General features: G+C 67.5%; 2 protein-coding genes. Both read right to left on the reverse strand.

Translation table 11 applies throughout. The features are described 5' to 3' along the window. Positions 1–1858 (reverse strand): phosphoribosylformylglycinamidine synthase subunit PurL (gene purL / locus WAW85_RS17185; RefSeq protein WP_422560797.1); only part of this gene is annotated, 1858 nt, incomplete at its 3' end. A gap of 98 nt (positions 1859–1956) precedes the next feature. Continuing rightward, positions 1957–2193, reverse strand: coding sequence for a hypothetical protein (locus tag WAW85_RS17190; protein WP_422560798.1), 237 nt, complete (start codon positions 2191–2193; stop codon positions 1957–1959). Between the last annotated feature and the right edge of the window lie 54 nt (positions 2194–2247).

Consider the following 2247-nt stretch of genomic DNA (forward strand, 5'->3'; position numbering starts at 1 on the left):
GGGTATCGCCGAGCAGCAGCAGACTCTCCCCCGGTTCGGTACCGAAACCGCTGGGGATCCGGCGATCAACGTCGTCGATCACACCGAGCACGGCGACCACCGGCGTCGGCAGGATCGGCGTGGAGCCGGTCTGGTTGTAGAAGCTGACGTTGCCGCCGGTCACCGGAATGCCCAGCTGTGCGCAGCCATCAGCGAGACCGCGGACGGCCTGGCTGAACTGCCACATCACCGCCGGGTCCTCGGGCGAACCGAAGTTGAGGCAGTTGCTCACCGCGCGCGGGACGGCACCGGAGGCGCCGACGTTGCGGTAGGCCTCGGCCAGCGCCAGCTGCGCGCCGCGGTACGGATCAAGGAAGGTGTAGCGGCCGGAGGCGTCGGTGGCGAGGGCGATACCGCGGCCGGTCTCCTCGTCGATCCGGATCATGCCGGAGTCGGCATGTTCGGCGAGCACCGTGTTACCGCGGACATAGCGGTCGTACTGTTCGGTGATGAACTTGCGGCTGCACAGCGCCGGGCTGGCGAGGAGCTGCAGGAAGGTCGCGCGCAGTTCGTCGCCGGTCTGCGGGCGGGCCAGGTTCGCGGTGGTGTTCGCGACGGTGGCGTCCTGCCAGTCCGGGCGGGCGAGGGGACGCTCGTAGACGGGACCGTCGTGGGCGACGGTGCGCGGCGGCACATCAACGACGGTCTCGCCGTGCCAGGTGATTTCCAGGTGCTCGCCATCGGTCACCTCACCGATGACGGTGGCCAGCACGTCCCACTTGCGGCAGACGGCCATAAAAGCGTCGACGTTCTCCGGGGTGACCACCGCGCACATGCGCTCTTGCGATTCGCTGGAGAGCACCTCGGCCGGGGTCATGCCGACGGCGCGCATCGGCACCTTCTCCAGGTCGATGTGCATGCCGCCGTCACCGGCCGCGGCCAGCTCCGACGTGGCACACGAGAGGCCTGCGCCGCCGAGATCCTGAATACCGACGACGAGGCCGTCACGGTACAGGTCCAGGCAGCACTCGATGAGCACCTTCTCGGTGAACGGATCGCCCACCTGGACGCTGGGCAGCTTCTTGCGGGAGACCCGACGACTCACCGACCCAGTTTCATTGGACCCGCTCGCTTCGCTCCCGGCGTCCTCGTCGAAGGTTTCCGACGCTAGGACGGAGACGCCGCCGATGCCGTCCAAGCCGGTGCGTGCACCGAACAGGATGATCTTGTTGCCCGCGCCCGAGGCGAATGCCAGATGCAGGTCTTCTTTGCGGAGCACGCCCGCGCACAACGCGTTGACCAGCGGGTTGCCCTGATAGCTGGCATCGAAGACGGTCTCGCCACCAATGTTCGGCAGGCCGAGGGAGTTGCCGTAGCCGCCCACGCCCCGAACGACACCGTCCACGACTCGCCGGGTGTCGGCGGCATCGGCCGCACCGAAGCGCAGCTGATCCATCACTGCGATCGGGCGGGCGCCCATGGCCATGATGTCGCGGACGATCCCGCCGACGCCGGTGGCCGCACCCTGGTAGGGCTCCACGTAGCTGGGGTGGTTGTGCGATTCGACCTTGAAGGTGACGGCCCAGCCGTCACCGACGTCCACCACACCGGCGTTCTCGCCGATACCGGCCAGCATGTCGGCCTTCATCTCGTCGGTGGTGGTCTCGCCGAAGTAGCGCAGGTGCACCTTCGACGACTTGTAGCTGCAGTGCTCGGACCACATCACCGAGTACATGGCGAGTTCGGCGTCGGTGGGCCGACGGCCGAGAATCTCGCGGATCCGCGCGTACTCGTCGTCCTTCAGTCCGAGCTCGGCGAACGGCTGCGGATGGTCGGGAGTATCAGCGGCGTGGGAAACGGTATCTACCTGGGCGCTCACACCGGACAGTCTATCCGGGGATCGACGACTGCCGTTCGGCGCACCATGGCAGGCCTGATAGCCCGACCACGAGCCGCTCCCGGAGGGTTTGGGTGTGGTCAGGCTGTCAGGAGGTGTTCGAGAATCTTCTCGACTCCGGACCGGCCCGCGTCAGGTGTCGGCGGGTCGGTGTCGGAGACCTCGCCCATGCGGGTGTTGAGTCCAGCCATCGGGTGATGGTTGGAGAGTTTTTCCGGATGAAAAATCGGGTTGACCAGCCACGGACTACCCCGCCCCACCGGCCGCCACCCCACCCGGCCCGCGTCGGGGCCGCTGGTCAGCACCGTGGACTCCACTGCCCGGGCTGTTTACCGTTCCACCTGTTGTGCTTCCCACACGCCCCGCCGATG

It is taken from the genome of Gordonia sp. (in: high G+C Gram-positive bacteria), from assembly GCF_049299075.1.
In the GTDB taxonomy this organism is placed as follows: Bacteria; Actinomycetota; Actinomycetes; order Mycobacteriales; family Mycobacteriaceae; genus Gordonia.